The sequence below is a fragment of the Streptomyces lydicus genome (assembly GCF_000717345.1).
In the GTDB taxonomy this organism is placed as follows: Bacteria; Actinomycetota; Actinomycetes; order Streptomycetales; family Streptomycetaceae; genus Streptomyces; species Streptomyces lydicus.
Genome location: NZ_JNZA01000033.1, coordinates 38,924 through 53,154, shown reverse-complemented (window position 1 = coordinate 53,154; position 14,231 = coordinate 38,924). Strand labels below are relative to the sequence as shown.

Annotated in this window: 13 protein-coding genes; 5 read left to right on the top strand and 8 right to left on the bottom strand. The window is 70.7% G+C overall.

Annotation, left to right across the window (positions count from 1 at the left end; translation table 11 throughout):
• Positions 1-193: 193 nt before the first annotated feature.
• The 4 genes from OO62_RS27395 to OO62_RS27380 all read left to right on the top strand — a co-directional run bounded on the left by OO62_RS27395 (position 194) and on the right by OO62_RS27380 (position 4,105).
• On the top strand, positions 194-1,228 hold the full coding sequence (locus OO62_RS27395; protein WP_323135816.1) for a LacI family DNA-binding transcriptional regulator: 1,035 nt from the start codon (positions 194-196) through the stop codon (positions 1,226-1,228).
• A 362-nt stretch (positions 1,229-1,590) separates the two neighbouring features.
• Positions 1,591-2,205, top strand: coding sequence for a PadR family transcriptional regulator (locus OO62_RS27390; RefSeq protein WP_164993234.1), 615 nt, complete (start codon positions 1,591-1,593; stop codon positions 2,203-2,205).
• A gap of 72 nt (positions 2,206-2,277) precedes the next feature.
• On the top strand, positions 2,278-3,651 hold the full coding sequence (locus OO62_RS27385; RefSeq protein ID WP_033270278.1) for an FAD-dependent oxidoreductase: 1,374 nt from the start codon (positions 2,278-2,280) through the stop codon (positions 3,649-3,651).
• A gap of 208 nt (positions 3,652-3,859) precedes the next feature.
• Positions 3,860-4,105 carry a hypothetical protein gene (locus tag OO62_RS27380; RefSeq protein WP_051733645.1) on the top strand — a complete coding sequence of 82 codons (246 nt, stop codon included), beginning with the start codon at positions 3,860-3,862 and terminating at the stop codon, positions 4,103-4,105.
• A gap of 36 nt (positions 4,106-4,141) precedes the next feature.
• Here the strand turns inward: OO62_RS27380 and OO62_RS27375 are convergent, their stop codons facing one another.
• The 7 genes from OO62_RS27375 to OO62_RS27345 form a co-directional block, all read right to left on the bottom strand.
• The gene (locus OO62_RS27375; RefSeq protein WP_033270276.1) at positions 4,142-5,233 is read right to left on the bottom strand and encodes a glycosyltransferase family 2 protein; all 1,092 of its coding nucleotides are present in this window, start codon (positions 5,231-5,233) and stop codon (positions 4,142-4,144) included.
• Between the two features lie 132 nt (positions 5,234-5,365).
• On the bottom strand, positions 5,366-6,778 hold the full coding sequence (locus OO62_RS27370) for an MFS transporter (RefSeq protein ID WP_033270275.1): 1,413 nt from the start codon (positions 6,776-6,778) through the stop codon (positions 5,366-5,368).
• Positions 6,775-7,404 (bottom strand): TetR/AcrR family transcriptional regulator, encoded by a 630-nt coding sequence (locus OO62_RS27365; RefSeq protein WP_051733644.1) that lies wholly within the window; start codon positions 7,402-7,404, stop codon positions 6,775-6,777. Before OO62_RS27365 ends, OO62_RS27370 begins: the two co-directional genes overlap by 4 nt.
• 120 nt (positions 7,405-7,524) lie before the next feature.
• Positions 7,525-8,733, bottom strand: a complete 1,209-nt coding sequence (locus OO62_RS27360; protein WP_033270274.1) for a S8 family peptidase — start codon at positions 8,731-8,733, stop codon at positions 7,525-7,527.
• 322 nt (positions 8,734-9,055) lie between these two features.
• Positions 9,056-10,384 carry an ABC transporter substrate-binding protein gene (locus tag OO62_RS27355; protein WP_051733643.1) on the bottom strand — a complete coding sequence of 443 codons (1,329 nt, stop codon included), beginning with the start codon at positions 10,382-10,384 and terminating at the stop codon, positions 9,056-9,058.
• Positions 10,384-11,286 carry a carbohydrate ABC transporter permease gene (locus OO62_RS27350; RefSeq protein ID WP_033270273.1) on the bottom strand — a complete coding sequence of 301 codons (903 nt, stop codon included), beginning with the start codon at positions 11,284-11,286 and terminating at the stop codon, positions 10,384-10,386. The genes OO62_RS27355 and OO62_RS27350 overlap by 1 nt, the downstream gene beginning before the upstream one ends.
• Positions 11,283-12,218: a carbohydrate ABC transporter permease gene (locus tag OO62_RS27345; RefSeq protein WP_033270272.1), complete on the bottom strand. Its 936-nt coding sequence runs from the start codon at positions 12,216-12,218 to the stop codon at positions 11,283-11,285. The genes OO62_RS27350 and OO62_RS27345 overlap by 4 nt, the downstream gene beginning before the upstream one ends.
• Before the next feature lie 230 nt (positions 12,219-12,448).
• On the opposite strand from OO62_RS27345, the gene OO62_RS27340 reads away from it, so the two are divergent.
• Positions 12,449-13,339 carry an aminoglycoside phosphotransferase family protein gene (locus OO62_RS27340; protein ID WP_033270271.1) on the top strand — a complete coding sequence of 297 codons (891 nt, stop codon included), beginning with the start codon at positions 12,449-12,451 and terminating at the stop codon, positions 13,337-13,339.
• Positions 13,340-13,452: 113 nt separating this feature from the next.
• On the opposite strand, the gene OO62_RS27335 is transcribed toward OO62_RS27340, so the two are convergent.
• Positions 13,453-14,172: an exonuclease domain-containing protein gene (locus OO62_RS27335; protein WP_033270270.1), complete on the bottom strand. Its 720-nt coding sequence runs from the start codon at positions 14,170-14,172 to the stop codon at positions 13,453-13,455.
• Positions 14,173-14,231 lie beyond the last annotated feature (59 nt).

Here is a 14,231-nt window from a genome sequence, read left to right as displayed (position 1 = left end):
TCGGTCGGGTGCGAAGCGGCGTCGTCCTCGACCACCCCGGAGGTCATGCGCTCCGCACGTTCGTGACTGCCTTCATGACAGCGCTTGCAGGCTAGGAGGGCGTCATTCCCGGGTCAACGGTCGGTGCTCCCCAGGTTTCGGAACCAACCGCCCTGCCAACGCTGTCATCGACTCTCTGTGCTAGCGTCCCGCCATGTCCTCAGCTCGGAGTGAGGCCACGATGGCCGAGGTGGCCCAGCGGGCAGGGGTTTCTGTGTCCACCGTCTCGCGCACCCTGCGCGGACTGTCGACGGTCTCGGACACGACCCGCGCCCGGGTGGAAGCGGCGGCCCGCGAGCTCTCCTTCGCGATCACCCGCAGCGCGTCGAGCCTCGTCACCGGCCGCACCGGTCGCGTCGCCGTCCTGCTCCCGGACCTGGAGTCGTGGTTCCTGGGCGCGGCGCTCTCCGGAATGGCCCCCGCCCTGCGCGACGCCGGCCTGGAACTGCTCGTGTACAGCGTCACCGACGTCCACGAACGCGCCGATTTCTTCGACCGGTTGCCGGCCCGCCGCAACGCCGACGCCCTCCTCGTCGTGAGCTTCGCACTCTCCCCCACCGAACGTGCCCGCCTGGACGACCTGGGCATGCCGCTCGTCTTCGTCAGCCAGCACGCCCCGGGACGGCCCAGCGTCTACGTGGACGACGAGGACGCCGCACTGCGCGGCACCCGCCACCTCCTCAACCTCGGCCACCGGCGGATCGCCTTCCTCCAGACGGCCGACGGGACCGGCTTCACCTGGAGCAGCAAGAGCCGCCTCGCGGGCCATCTGCGGGCCCTGACCGAGGCCGGAATCGAGCCCGACGACGCACTCGTCCTCAGCGTGCCGGACTGGAAGGGCAACGGGATGGCCGCGGCGGTGGGGCGCCTGCTGTCCCTCCAGGACCCGCCCACCGCCCTCTTCACCGAGACCGACGACCTGGCCTTCCGCCTGCTCGCAGCGCTACGGGACGCCAACATCCCGGTCCCCGGGCGGGTTTCGGTCATGGGTTTCGACGACCACGTCATGGCCGGGGTCATGGGCCTGACGACGCTGGCCCAGCCCGCCGTGGAGATCGGCCGCGCCGCGGTGCGCCTCACCCGCGCGGTGATCGACGGCTCCGACGGCGACCACCAGCGCCACATCGTCCTCCCCACCGAACTCGTCCCCCGCGGCACCACGGCCCCACCACCGGCGCCGGTACGTTAGGACCTGCCGGCGCGGCTCCCGTTCGGCCCGCGGGCAGCCTCCTCTTCCGTAAAAGCCCCACCCGTCAGGGGCAGTTGGCCACCGGCGGCCGGGCTCCGACAAGAAGCCGATCACGGTGAGGTCCTACGGATCCGACGCCGGCCGAAACTGGTGATTCCCGACGCGCGCCGAGCCGTGGGAGACCCGCGGTTCGTCTGCCCCGGGCCCGCGACGTCCGTCGATGACGCCGCCGGGTACCTGCTGAAGCGCTCCTCGCCGGCGCCGGGCAGCGGCGTACGCCTCCCCCAAGACGCGCATTCCCCGCCGAGCCCGGTAGGGCAGAGGGCTTAATTAGTTGCCCCCACACTAGTACCCTGGCAACTATGACGTACAGGCGCTCAACGCTGGCTCTGGCGGTGCTCTCCCTGCTGGCCGAGGTGGACCACGAGCAGCAGCCCGGCATGCACCCCTACAAGATGCAGCGGTTGATGAAGGACCGCGGCAAGGGCGAAGTGGTCAACGTGGGGCAGCGGGCCAGCCTCTACCGCACCATCGACCGACTGCACCGCAAGGCCCTGATCGAGGTGCGGGAGAGCAGCCGCGAGCACAACCGCCCCGAGCGGACGCTCTACGCCCTCACCGACGAGGGCCGTGCCGTGTGGCGCGACTGGATGCTCGACGCGCTGGCGGCTCCGACCCGCGAGTACCCGGAGTTCCTTGCCGCCATGGCGTTCGTCCCCCTCCTCGAACCCGGCGAGGTGGCCGAACAACTGGAGAAGCGCCAGACGAACCTCGCCACCGAACTGGCCCGGCTCGACACGCAGATCGCGGCGACGGGCGAATGGGGCAGGCTGTTCGCCCTGGAGATGGAGTGCATGCGCGCCACGACCGCCGCGGAGCTGGACTGGGTGGAATCGGTCATCGCAGACCTGTGCTCCGGGCGCATCACCTGGACCAAGGAGTGGCTGGCCGCAATGGCGGCCGCCCACACCCGCTAGGGCTGTCACGCGCCGGGGCGGTCCCGACAAGGGCGCCGACGCGCCTTCCTCATGACGAAACGGGAGACCGAAATGCCCGGTTTACCTTTGCATGTCATCATCATCGGCGCCGGCACGGGCGGGCTCTGCCTCGCGCAGGGCCTCAAGCGCGCGGGTGTCAGCGTCGCGGTGTACGAGCGTGACCGCACCCGGCGCGACGGTCTGCAGGGCTACCGGGTCGGCATCGACGCCGACGGCAAGCGGGCGCTGCGGGCCAACCTGTCACCGGAGCTGTACCACACCTTCCTCACCACCTGCGCCCAACGCCCCCGCTACGGCAATCAGATGACGCACGAGAAGAAGTTCCTCTTCTCTGCCGGACCCGAGGTGCTGAAGGCGGCGGACCAACCGTCGGAGGACGACGCCGATGAGTCGGTGAGCCGCATGACGCTGCGGCAGGTCCTGCTGACGGGGGTGGAGGACGTCGTCCACTTCGACAAGCGCTTCACCCACTACGAGCAGCACGCCGACGGCCGGGTCACCGCATTCTTCGCGGACGGCGACTCGGCAACCGGCGACCTCCTCGTGGGCGCCGAGGGGGCCAACTCCCCCGTACGCCGGCAATACTTGCCGCACGCGAGGCTGGTCGACACCGGGCTGATCGGCATCACCGGCAAGACGCCGCTCACCGACGAGACCCGGGCACTGCTGCCCAAGGAGGTGATGGAGGGCGTCACCATGGTGCACGGCCCCAAGGGGTTCATGTGCATCCTGCATGTGATGCGCTTCAAGTGGGACGAGGACGGCAAGCCGAGGCAGGGCATCGGCAGCACCGACGCGGAGGCGCTGCGCGCCTGGCCGGGAATGCTGTACGACAACAGCCGCGACTACATCATGTGGGGCTTCGCCGCGTCGGAGCGGTGGCTGCCGCAGGACGTCACACGGATGCGAGGCGCCCGGATCCAGCAGCTCGTGAAGGAGAAGACCGCCTCGTGGCACCCCGACTTCCGGCGGATCTTCGCGCTGGGAGACCCGAACAGCAGCCTCCCGCTGGTGATCCGGACGTCCGAGCCGATCGACCCGTGGCAGCCGAGCAATGTCACGCTCGTCGGTGACGCCATCCACACCATGACGCCGGGCCGCGGGGTGGGCGCCAACACCGCGCTGCGCGACGCCCGGCTGCTCACCCGCAAGCTGGCCGCCGCGAGCCGACGAGAACTCTCCCTCCTCGATGCGGTGGGCCGGTACGAGACAACCATGACGTCGTACGCCTGGGACGCCGTCATCAAGTCCCGGGCCCAGATGGACGGCCACTCCGTCATGCACAGGGGTGACTTGATCGGCACCCTGGCCCGGACCGGCATGCGCACCGCGATGCGCACGATGAACCACCTCCCCCCGGTCAAGCGCAAGATCGTCCTCGCGGAGAGCTCATTCCGCGGTGCCGGCCGCGAGCACGAGGACTGACCCACCGCCCCGCCTCGGGGGCGCGTCGTCCGGAAGAGGCGGGCCCCGAACGGCGGCGGTACTGCCCCACGAGCAGCCGCCGGGGACGGTGTGCAGGACCAGGCTCATGCCGCCCCCCTCCATCCGTCGTCCGTGCTCCCGCGTCCCCGCCGTGAACCGTCCCCCGGCATATCGTGCGACTCGTACACAGCGAATGGAAGGCTTCGCAATGCAGATTGAGTTGACGGGCGACCAGGCCCTTGTCCTGTCAGACTGGCTGAACCGTGTCATGCATAAAGAGGATTTCTCGAATGTGGTGGATGACCGCGCAGTCTGGTCCGCCCTTCTCAGGATCAGCGGGAATCTGGAGACCGGCCTACCTCAGATCTTCGACTCCGCATACTCCGATCAATTGGAAGCGGCGCGCAAACGCCTGATTGCGGAACTCGGCGATTTCGGGCAGTCAACACCCTGACGTCCCTGGCCCGCACATACTGCGCGGGGAGGGGCGTCACCCCGTCCCGGCGAGTGCTGTTCGGGGCGTGGGGGTGTCGGCGCGGCCCTTCTCGTAGACGGTGAGGCCGCGGGACAGGTGGAGGGGGACGAGCAGCAGTTCCACGATGAGGGCCTTCCAGGCGTAGACGAGGTTGACGGCCTTAGTGGCGTAGACGCAGGGGATGTTCAACAGGACATGGCCTACCGGGAGTTTGCGGCGGTGGGCGGCGTAGAGGAGGGGTGGTGTCGTGAGCAGGAGTTCGGCTCCGGCCCACCAGAGGAAGGCGAGCGCGGGTGGCTCATCGGTCGTCGAGGCAATCACCAAGGGCGTCGCCCACCAGACCGGTGCGGTGAGGATTTCCAGCAGAGCGAGCAGGACCCAGAGTGCGAGCAGGGGTTTGCGGAGGATCAGGCCACCCAGGTGGAGCCGGACGTTCTGGCAGAAGCCGGCCATCCAGCGCCAGACCTGTTTGCGGAGGTAGGTGAGGTCTTCCGGGTCGGCGGCCAGGGCCACCGCGTCGGGGACGTAGACCGCGCGTCTGCCGGCGATCTGCTGGGACCAGGTGTAATCCATGTCCTCGACGATGGTGCGCTCGGGGAAGCCGCCGAAGGCCATCAGGTCGTCGCGGCGGAACACCGAGCAGCAACCCGAGCAGACCATGGGGCTGTTGGCGCGTGCCTGGATGGGGCGGTGCCAGTGGAAGCCGAAGAGGTACTCGGTGGAGCGGCCGCGTTCCCAGAGGGTGCGGGTGTGGCGGGTGCGGACCGTGCCTGCCGCGACCGAGACCGCCGGGTCGCGGAAGACCGGGACGACGGTCTCGATGTAGTCGGGCGCGAGGACCGTGTCGGCGTCGACTGCCAGGACGAGGTCGGTGGTGCAGTGCGGAAGGGCGTAGTTCTGGGCTCTGGCCTTGCTGCCGAGGTTGTGTGGCGGGCGTAATACCGTCACGCCGTGTGATGCCGCCACCTCGCCCGTGCGGTCCGTGGAGGCGTCGTCCACGACGAGGATGCGGTCAGGCCGGACCGTTTGCCGGGCGAGAGATTCCAGCGTGGCCGGCAGACCCTCCTCCTCGTTGTGAGCTGGCACGATGACGGTGATGGTGTGCATGTCGCGTTCCCCCTGTCTTGCGGATCGTGCTGACGACGACGGTGATCAGTCCGATCAGGCCGTAGACGATGGTGCTGATGCCGATGAACGGCAGTCCTCCGTGCATGTCACCGACGGTAGGGGGAACGGACCTCAGATGGTTTCGGAGGCTCCCTCCTGTGGATAAGTCGCGGGATCGGACTGTGAGTTGCCCCCTCGGGCGGAGGCCGCAGGGAGGGTTGCGGCGCACAGGGTGCCGAGAGCGGCCAGGGCGGCGAGGGGGAGGAGGGTGGACTGCAGGGTCGGGGTGTAGGTGAGCAGCATGGTCGCGGTGGCGACGCCCAGGGTGGGGCCGATGTTCATGGCGGTCTGCTGGAGTCCGCCGGCGACACCGGCGTTGTCCACGGGGGCGTGGCGCACGATGACCGCAGTGGCGGTGACCATCACCGTGCCGAAGCCCGCGCCCAGGAGGAGGAAGCCGGTGCCGGCCTCCAAGGGAGTGGAGGTTTCGTCGAGTCGGGAGAGGAGGAGGGTGCCCAGCGTCAGGAGGGCCATGGCGGCCGTGGTCGTGCGGCGGGGGCCGTATCGGCGTTGCAGCACGGCCGAGGCCGGGGCGCTCAGCACCATCAGCAGGGGTAGCGGCAGGACTTGGAGGCCGCACTGGAACGGGTCCAGGTGCCGGACGTTCTGCAGGTAGTAGCTGCTGACGAAGAGCGTGCCGAACAGGGCGGCCGAGGCGGCCAGGAGTATGGCGAGGGACGAGGCGACCGCCTTGGAGGCGGCTACGCGTGGGGGCACCAGGGGGCTCGCGGTGCGGCGTTCGTGGTGGACGAACGCGGCGAAGGCGACCGCGGCGGTGAGCACGGCCGCCGTGGTGGTCGTCGTCCAGCCGTGCGCGGGCAGGGCGACCAGGGTGTGTACCAGGCACACCAGGGTGATGCCGAGCAGACCGGCGCCCGGGAGGTCGAGGCCGGTCAGCGGGCGGCTCGGGGGTTTCGGCAGCGGCGGCGGTACGCGTACGGCGAGCGCCAGGGCGCCGATCAGCAGGGCTGGGGGCACGTTGAGGAAGAAGACCGCGCGCCACCCCAGTTGGGCGACCAGTGCGCCGCCGAGGAGGGGGCCGGCCGCGGCGGCGAGACCGATGGCGCTGGTGCGCAGCGCGAGCGGCATACCGAGACGGTCGGGCGGGTAGGCGGCGCGCAGCATGCCGAGGGTGGCCGGCTGCAGCAGTGCGCCGAAGATGCCTTGGACGATGCGCAGGGCGATGACCCAGCCGACGCCGGGGGCCAGGCCGATCCCCGCCGAGGCGGCGCCGAAGCCGAGGATTCCGAGGGCGAAGAGGCGCTGGTGTCCGTACCGGTCACCGAGGCGGCCGGCGAAGACGAGCAGGCTGGCCACGGCGATGAGGTAGCCGGTGCTGGTCCACTGGACCTGCGCGAACGTGGCGTGCAGGGTGCGCTGGAGAGTGGGTTGGGCGACGGTCAGCACTGTGCCGTCCAGGGCGACGATCACCGCACCGGTGATGCTGCCGGTGAGGACGAGCCGCCGGTGGCGTAGTGAGGTCACCGGCCCTCCGGCCCCAGGTGCGCGTCCAGGGTGGCGCGCAGCAGTGGTTCCACGTCGTCGGCTCCGGTGGCGAGCTGGAGGCTGCCCCATTCCCAGAGCTGGGCGATGCCGTGCAGGTTCGCCCACAGCGCGCCCGCGACCACCGGGGGCGGAATCTCGGTTCGCGGCTCCACCTGGCGGACGAGGTCCACGAGCACGGTGAAGAGCGGCAGGCTGGTCTCCCGCAGGCCGAGCTGATTGCTCTCCAGCAGGTCGTGGCGGAACATCAGCTCGTACATCCCGCGGTTGGTCCGCGCGAAGTCCAGATAGAGCCGCGCCAGGGTCATGAGCCCGGCGCGGGGGTCCGGCCGGCCGGCGCCGAGCACCTCGGTGACCCGGGCGGCCAGGTCGGCGAACCCCTGGCGGGCGATGGCGGAGAGCAGGGACAGGTGGGTGGGGAAGTAGCGGCGCGGCGCGCCGTGCGAGACCCCGGCGCGGCGGGCGATCTCGCGCAGGGACAGCGCCTGGACGCCTTCCCTGCCGACCAGTTCGACGCCGGCCTGGACCAACCGGGCGCGCAGGCCGGTGTCCTGGTGCTGTTCAGCCGGCTCGCGGTGCTGCGCGGCTTCCCCCGAGTGTGCGTTCATAGACACTGTCTACCATTCGCGCGTAGACACTGTCTACGCGAGTCGGCACACAAAGAGGCCGGCCGCCGCGCCCCGTGGGGGCGAGCGCGACGGCCGGCGTACAGCTGAGGGGTGAGGAGGTTACTCGACGACCTTCAGCAGCTTGTTGGGCGTGCCCTTGCTCGGGTTCGTGATCTTGTCGGCGGTGGCGCCGTCGGTCAGGGCCTTCTCCACGTCAGCGGGCTTGGCGTCCTTGTGACCGGCCAGGTAGACCGCGGCCGCGCCCACGACGTGCGGGGTGGCCATGGACGTACCGGAGATGGTCTTGGTGGCGTCGTCGCCGGTGTTCCAGTCCGAGGTGATGTCGGAGCCGGGGGCGTAGAGGTCCACCACGCTGCCGAAGTTGGAGAAGTCGGACTGCTCGTCCTTGTTGGTGCTGGAGGCCACGGTGATGGCCTCCTTGACGCGCGCGGGGGAGCCCTGGCCCGCGTCGGCGGACTCGTTGCCCGCCGCGACACCGAAGGTGACACCGGAGTCGATGGCCTTCTTCACGGCCGCGTCGAGCGCCTCATCGGCGCCGCCACCGAGCGACATGTTGGCGACCGACGGGCCCTTGTGGTTCTTGGTGACCCAGTCGATGCCGGCCACGACCTGCTCGGTGGTGCCCGAGCCCTGGCCGTCCAGGACCTTGACGGCCACGATCTTGGCCTTCTTGGCGACGCCGTGCGCCTCACCGGCGATGGTGCCGGAGACGTGGGTGCCGTGACCGTTGTCGTCCTCGGCCTTGTTGCTGCCGTCGATGGCGTTGAAGCCGTACGACGCGCGACCGCCGAAGTCCTTGTGGCTGATGTGCACACCGGTGTCGATGACGTACGCGGTGACGCCCGTACCCGCGCTGTCGGGGTAGTTGTACTTCTTGTCGCCCTGCGTGTCCGCCTGGTCGATGCGGTCCAGGCCCCACGACGGCGGGTTGTCCTGGGTGGCGTCGATGTGGAACTTCTTGTTCTGCACGACCTTGTCGACCGCCGGGTCGGCGGCGAGGCGCTTGGCCTCCTCGGTGCTCAGACCGGACGCCGAGAAACCGTCGATGGCGGAGGAGTACTTCCGCTTGACCTCGCCGCCGTACTTGGCGGCCAGGTCACCGCTCTCGGCGGTACGGACCGACTTCTTCAGCATGACGATGTAGCTGCCGTTCACGGCGCCCTTGGCCTCGGCGCCGAAGATCTTGCCTTCGGCCGGGGCGGGTGAGGCACCCGCGGTGACGGCCGTGACGGTGGCGATACCAGTCGCGGCCACCGCGGCGGCTATCGCCGTGACGAGCCGCTTCTTGCTGGAACGCTTGTGAGCCATTGCGAGGGTTCTCCTCGTTTTGTGGTGTGGGGGGAAAGCGTTGCGCCAACAGCCCCTGGACGCAGGAAGATCTGCGTCGGGCTGGTTCGAAACCCTGTCTGATTGATGAGTTCAATTCAAGGGGGGCCCGGCCGTGTGAGATAAGCAACAAGGCTGCAAAATTGGCGAAGTTGCTACAGAACCGGTCAAAGAAACCCCATGGGTTGAACCTCAGGGGCTCAACTCCGTTTACATACGGGCAACAGAGGGTTACAAGCGGTTCCGGAGCGGCGGCCCGCCGGTGCGGAACCGGGGCGTTGTGCGTCCGACACCCGGCGCGGGCTCAGCGTTGATAGCGCGCCAGCACCAGATTGCCGTCCCGGACCAGCCGCTTGCGCAAGGCGTCCAGACCGATGGCGCCGCTGTAGTACTCCTGCAGACCGGGAGTCGCGATCTTGTCCTTCCACTCCGGGTAGCCCCGCACGGACTGGGCCGGGGCCGAGCGCAGCGACCCGGCGAGCGCCGTGCCCGTCGCCCAGTCGTGCTTCGCCACCCGCAGCGCGGGGTCCCTCAAAGCCTCCTGACCCGTCGGCAGCAGCCAGTCCCCCAGGGCGAGACGGACCATGTTCGGCGGTCGGAGGAGGAAGTCGATGAAGGCCATCGCCTCCTCCTTGTACGGGCAGTCCTCGGCGATCGAGAGGGTCTGCGGGCTCACTCCCTGGGCCGCCGAGGTGCCCCGGGGCGCGGGCAGCACCGTCCAGTCGAATCCCTCGGGCGCCTGCTGGACGATCTGCTGACGGTACGAGAACCCGAGCGGCACCATCGCGTAGCGCCCGGCGAAGAAGCCCGGGAGCGTGTCGGAGCCGCCCATGCCGAGGGTCGTGCGCGAGGCGCTGCGGTCGACGTTCACCTGGTCGTGGACGGTGCGCGGCACCACCTGGTCGACGGCGTCGAAGCGGACCGCCACCTTGCCGTCCGGGCCGCGGTGGAAGACCCGGCCGCCCGTGGAGAGCGCGAGGTTGAGGGTGGCCGAGACCGGTTCCTTGAGCGGCCAGGCGACGCCGTAGTCGGAGCCCCGCGTCAGACGCTTGGCGGCCTCCGCGAACTCCTCCCAGCTCCAGGGGCGTTCGGGAGTGGGAAGGCGGACGCCGGAGCGCCGCAGCTTGGCGCGGTTGGCGATCAGCACCCGTGGTTCCTGGAGGAACGGGACGCCGTACACGCGGCCGTTGAAAGTGGCGGTCTCCCAGCTGTGCGGCGGGATGTCCTGCCGCAGGCGCGTCGGCAGCAGGGCGGTGAGGTCGGCGAGATCGCCGCCGTACGCGAAGTCCGCGAGGTCGTCCGAGGCGTCGTGGATGATGTCCGGCGCCTCGCCCCCCTCGAAGGACGTCAGCAGCTGGTCGTGGACGGTGGCCCAGGCTCCCTGTACGTAGCGCACCTGGATGTCAGGGTGATGGGCGTTCCACTCGGCGACCAGCTGTTTGTTGGCCTTGAGGGAGTCCTGCTGCCAGGCCAGCGACTGGAACCGCAGGGTGATCCGGCCGCCGGACGAGCGGCGCCGGCGCTCCCCGGAGCAGCCCGGCAGCAGGGCCGCGGCGGGCAGCGCGGCGGCGGCCGCGAGCAGTCCCCGACGGTTCCAACGCCCGGGTGCCGTCGCTTCGTTCCCGTCGCGCATCAGCTCTTCACCGCCCCGGCGAGCATCCCGCCCGTGATGCGCCGTTGGATGACGGCGAAGAGCAGCAGGCTGGGGAGGGTGGCGAGCAGCGCGGCGGCGGCGAGCGGACCCAGGTCGGCGACGCCCTCCGTTCCGATGAAGTGGGTCAGCACGACCGGCAGCGTCTGTTTCTCCGGCGTTTTCAGCAGGACCAGGGCGAAGAAGAACTCGTTCCAGGCGGTGATGAAGGCGAACAGCGCGGTGGCGGCGATGCCCGGTGCCAGCAGCGGCGCGGTGACCGAGACGAGCGTACGGACCCGCCCGGCGCCGTCCACGGCTGCGGCCTCCTCCAACTCCGGCGGCACCGACCGGACATAGCCGGTCAGCATCCACAGCGCGAACGGCAGCGACCAGACGACATAGACCATGATCAGGCCGGTCCGGGAGTCCACCAGGTGCAGCCCCTTGAGGATCAGGAACAGCGGGATGATCACCAGCACCAGCGGGAACGCCTGGCTGACCACCACCCAGCCGGTGGCCGCCCGCGAGAGCCGGCTGCGGTAGCGAGCCAGGACGTACGCCATCGGCGTGGCCAGCGCGATCGCGACCAGCGCGGACACCGCCGCGGCCAGCAGGCTGTTGCCGGCGGCGGCCAGCAGCGGCTGTTGCTCGAAGGCCAGCCGGAAGTTCTCCAGGGTCGGCGCCTTCGGTATCCAGGTGGGGTGCAGGCTGCCCAGCTCGCGCGGCGGCTTGAACGCCGTGGAGAGCAGCCAGAGGAAGGGGAAGGCGAGGAAGAGGAGGTAGGCCAGCAGCGCGGTGTACTGGCCGGTGCGGGTGGCGGTGCGTCGCGCGCCGCCGGTGCGTCCTGTCCGGCGCCCGGCCTCCGCGCGCCTCCCGCCGGCCGGCTTCTCGGTGGCGCTCACCGTTCGTCGTCCCCCTTCAGCCGGCCGACCAGATAGAGGGCCAGCAGGACGGAGATCACCGCGACCATCGCCAGCCCCATCGTCGCGGCGTACCCGAACTGGCCGTAGCGGAACGCCTCTTCGTACGCGAAGAGCATCGGCAGCCTGGTCCGCCCGCCGGGACCGCCGTCGGTCAGCACGAAGACCAGGGCGAAGGAGTTGAAGTTCCAGATGAAGTTGAGCGCGGTGACGGCGAGCGCGACGGGCCGGAGGGCGGGCCAGGTGACCGCGCGGAAGCGGCGCCAGGCGCCCGCGCCGTCCATGGCGGCGGCCTCGTGCAGTTCGCGGGGGACGTTCTGGAGCCCGGCGAGCAGGGTCACGGTGGTCTGCGGCATACCGGCCCAGACCCCGACGAGGACGACCGCGGGCAGGGCGGTGGCCAGTCCGCTCAGCCAGTCCCGCCCGTCGGCGCCGGACAGGCCGAGGTCGCGCAGTGTCTCGTTCAGGACGCCGGCGTCCGGGTGGTAGACCAGCCGCCACATGATGCCGACCACCACCTCCGGCATCGCCCACGGGATGATCGCCAGCGCGCGGGCCAGCCAGCGCAGCCGCAGATCCAGGTTGAGCAGCAGGGCGAGGCCGAGGGCCAGGAAGAACTGCGGGACGGTGACGCCGAAAGCCCACACCAGGCCGATCCGGAAGGAGTCCCAGAAAAGGGTGTCCTGGAACAGGTCGGAGAAGTTCAGCAGCCCCACGAAGCCGGTGGCCTGGCTCCGGCCCGACTGGGCGTCGGTGAACGCCAGCCCGATGCCGTACAGCAGCGGCCCCAGGCTCAGCACCAGGATCGGGATCAGTGCGGGCAGCACGAGGAACCACGCACCATGGTCGCGCCGGACCCCGGTGGCGCGGGAGACGGCCGGCACCGAGCGCCGCGGGGCGGACGTCAGGGTCACGGCAGCGCCCCCTCGCCCGGTGTGGGTGCCATCGGCACTGCTGCCATCGCGCTCCCCCTGTCCCCCGTGTCGGCTCCCCGTCAGCCGCCGTCATCGTCGTGACGGCGGCCACAACAGTCAAGGTCCCGGGCGGTTTCCCCGGCGGATCTCCGCATCCGGTAGGTCCCGGTGGGCGGCCGGCCGGAGCCCTGGGACACTGGTCGCGATCACGCACCGCAGGAGGCATCACCATGACCGAACCGAGCACCGTCGCCTTCACGGAGGCGCGCGCCCGGGACGTGCTGGCCGCGGCCGGACGGCCGGACGCGGCGGCCGACGCCCGGCTGCTCTCGCTCGGCGAGAACGCCGTTTTCGCCCTCGGCGACGACGGCCCGGTCGTACGGGTGGGCCGCAGCGCCGAACTGCTGGAGCGCGCCGAGCGGGAACTCCGCGTGGCCCGCTGGCTGGCGGCCGAGGGCGTGCCGGCCGTACGGGCCGCGGAGCCCGCCGCGACGCTGGTCGACGGGCATCCCGTGACCTACTGGGAGCGGCTGCCGGAGGCCGTCCGGCCCGCCGGGCCGCACGATCTCGCCGCGCTGCTGAAGCTGGTGCACGCCCTGCCGGAGCCCCCGTTCGCCCTTCCCCGGCGGGAGTTGCTCGGTGGTGTGGAGCGCTGGCTGCGGCTCGCGGGCGACGCCGTCCCGTCCTCGGACGCGGAGTATCTGCGCGGCCGGCGGGACGCCTTCGCCGCGGCCGCCACGGCCCTGGAGCCGCATCTGCCCCGCGGTCCGATCCACGGCGACGCACTGACCCGCAACGTGCATGTCGGGCCGGACGGGCCGGTGCTGGTGGACCTGGAGACCTTCTCCTCCGATCTGCGCGAACACGACCTGGTCGTGATGGCGCTGAGCCGGGACCGTTACGGCCTGGCCCCGGACGCCTACGACGCCTTCGTGTCGGTCTACGGCTGGGACGTACGGGACTGGGAGGGCTGCGCCGTGCTGCGCGGGTCACGGGAGACGGCGAGCTGCGCCTGGGTGTCGCAGCACGCACCCGCCAACCCGGCGGCGCTCAAGGAATTCCGGCGCCGGATCGCCTCCCTGCGGGAGAAGGACGCGACGGTGCGGTGGTATCCCTTCTGACGCCGGGAGCCTGAGCCGGGCCACGCCGGGGCGGTCCGAGCCGCAACGGTCCGAGCCGAGACGGTCCGAGCCGGAGCGCTCCGAACCGGGCCGACCGGCGGTGTCCCCCTCGGTCAGGATCCGGCCTGGTACGGGATCAGCGGCCAGGCCGGCTCGACTATCGCCTCCGGGTCCCCGGAGCGCCGCAAATACGCCTGGAACGACGCGGCTTGTTCGGCGGCCGCCTGCTCCTGCAGAACGTGCAGGTCGCGCGGGGAGGGGATCGCGACGGCGGGGTACGTGGCCCCGATCCGCCGGGCGACACCGGCCGCGGCCGCCGCGTCGGCGCCCGCCTCATGGGCGCCCTCCAGCCGTACGCCGTAGTGACCGCACAGCGCCTGGAGTGCGCGCTTGCCCTTGCGGTACCGGTCCACGTGCTTGTCGAGCACGAGCGGATCGATGACCGGCGCCGGCTCCCGCCCCAGCCGCTCGCTCAGGGTCCGCACGCCGTGCCGCCGGCACTCACGGTCCAGGAGCGAGAGGTCGTACCGGGCGTTCATCACCACCAGCGGTATGTCCGCGCTCAGCGACTCGGCCAGCGCCTCGGTGATCTCGTCTATCGCCGTCGCGGGCGGCCGGCCGTGCTCCTGGACGTATGCGGTCGAAATGCCGTGAATCGCCGTCGCTTCCTCGGGAATCGGCACCCCCGGATCCAGCAGCCAGGTCTGCTGCCCGGCTGCCCGGCCGTCGCCCTCCAGCCGGATCACGGCGGCGGTGACGATGCGGTCCTGCTCGACGTCCGTGCCCGTCGTCTCCAGGTCGAAGCTGACCAGCAGCCCCTGATGCCAGCTCATGCCGCTACCTCGCTTCGCCCGGCCTCGCACCCGCCGGCCCGGCACCCTTCAACGACGAT

Bases quoted from the DNA above. Each gene is read 5' to 3' on its own strand.
- OO62_RS27395 (WP_323135816.1), top strand. From the start codon at position 194: ATGTCCTCAGCTCGGAGTGAGGCCACGATGGCCGAGGTGGCCCAGCGG.
- OO62_RS27390 (WP_164993234.1), top strand. From the start codon at position 1,591: ATGACGTACAGGCGCTCAACGCTGGCTCTGGCGGTGCTCTCCCTGCTG.
- OO62_RS27385 (WP_033270278.1), top strand. From the start codon at position 2,278: ATGCCCGGTTTACCTTTGCATGTCATCATCATCGGCGCCGGCACGGGC.
- OO62_RS27380 (WP_051733645.1), top strand. From the start codon at position 3,860: ATGCAGATTGAGTTGACGGGCGACCAGGCCCTTGTCCTGTCAGACTGG.
- OO62_RS27375 (WP_033270276.1), bottom strand. From the start codon at position 5,233: ATGCACACCATCACCGTCATCGTGCCAGCTCACAACGAGGAGGAGGGT.
- OO62_RS27365 (WP_051733644.1), bottom strand. From the start codon at position 7,404: ATGAACGCACACTCGGGGGAAGCCGCGCAGCACCGCGAGCCGGCTGAA.
- OO62_RS27360 (WP_033270274.1), bottom strand. From the start codon at position 8,733: ATGGCTCACAAGCGTTCCAGCAAGAAGCGGCTCGTCACGGCGATAGCC.
- OO62_RS27355 (WP_051733643.1), bottom strand. From the start codon at position 10,384: ATGCGCGACGGGAACGAAGCGACGGCACCCGGGCGTTGGAACCGTCGG.
- OO62_RS27340 (WP_033270271.1), top strand. From the start codon at position 12,449: ATGACCGAACCGAGCACCGTCGCCTTCACGGAGGCGCGCGCCCGGGAC.
- OO62_RS27335 (WP_033270270.1), bottom strand. From the start codon at position 14,172: ATGAGCTGGCATCAGGGGCTGCTGGTCAGCTTCGACCTGGAGACGACG.